The sequence below is a fragment of the Sinomonas sp. G460-2 genome, from assembly GCF_047759905.1.
Taxonomy (GTDB): Bacteria; Actinomycetota; Actinomycetes; order Actinomycetales; family Micrococcaceae; genus Sinomonas.
Window position 1 is genome coordinate 1 of record NZ_JBKZWT010000570.1, and the last position, 1,031, is coordinate 1,031.

General features: G+C 72.3%; 1 protein-coding gene. It reads right to left on the bottom strand.

What is annotated here, in order from left to right:
- Positions 1-702, bottom strand: a 702-nt coding sequence (locus ACLN58_RS22520) for a PHP domain-containing protein (protein ID WP_415857427.1), incomplete at its 3' end; no start/stop codon positions are given.
- Positions 703-1,031: the final 329 nt, after the last annotated feature.

Genomic DNA, 1,031 nt, shown 5'->3' on the forward strand with positions numbered 1-1,031 from the left:
GGGATCGAACACCGGGCGGCCCTTCTCGGCGTCGCTCGCGAGCTGCGCGTGCGTGATGGCGCCCGCGAGCCGGTGGTATCCCTCCTCGCCGCGGGCCAGGACCAGGAGGTGCTCGCCCTCGGGGTCGGCCACGCCGTTCTGCGGGCCGCTCAGGCCGAGGGAGAGCTCGGCCCCGAACACCGTTTTGAGGCCGTAGGCCTCGGCCGCCTCGGCGAGGCGGACCACGCCGTAGAAGCCGTCGTGGTCGGTGATCGCGAGGGCATGGAGGCCCAGCCGAACGGCCTCCTCGACGAGTTCTTCGGGCGAGGACGCGCCGTCCAGGAAGCTGTAGTGCGAGTGGGCGTGCAGCTCGGCGTATGGCACCTTGGATGCCGCGGCGGCAGCGGACGACGGCGGGGCTTCGCCGCGCGCGGCTGCCTCGCCGTTCGCTTCGACGCCCGGGGAGCCCGCGGCGAGCTGGGGGAGCGGGATGTACGGGCCGCGCTTGCGCGACCACGCGGGGCTGTCGCCGCCGTCGTGCTCGATGGGTGCGCGGCCTGCCTCGGTGCGGCCAGCCCCGGAGCGCCCGGTGCCGGAGCGCCCTTTGCCCGTGCCCCCTTTGCCCGTGCCCCCGGCGTCCTTGTGCGTCGGGAGCTTGACCTCCTTGCCCTCGAGGATGTCGTGGAGCTGCTGCCACGGAATGGCCGGGTTGCTCCAGCCCATGGTTTCCTCCTCCTGTCCGGATGGCCGGGTTTCACGACCGTCCCTTGCCTCCGACGACCGTCCCTTGCCCCCTGACGACCGTCCCTGAGAGGCACGACCGTTGGTCATGCGGGACGGTTATGCCTCTTCCCGACGGTTGTGCCGCGGGCGGGACGGTCATGGCTCTTCCCGTCGGTTGTGTGCGCAGGCGTGCGGTTCAGTCGTACCTGGCCTCTGCCCACCAGCGGCCGTCCTCGCTGAGCAGGAGCCACGCCTCGTTCTCGCTGTCGAGGATCTGGAACCGCTCCGAGCGGCGGCTTTCGTCCGCGTCCCACCAGCGCTGCCGCAGG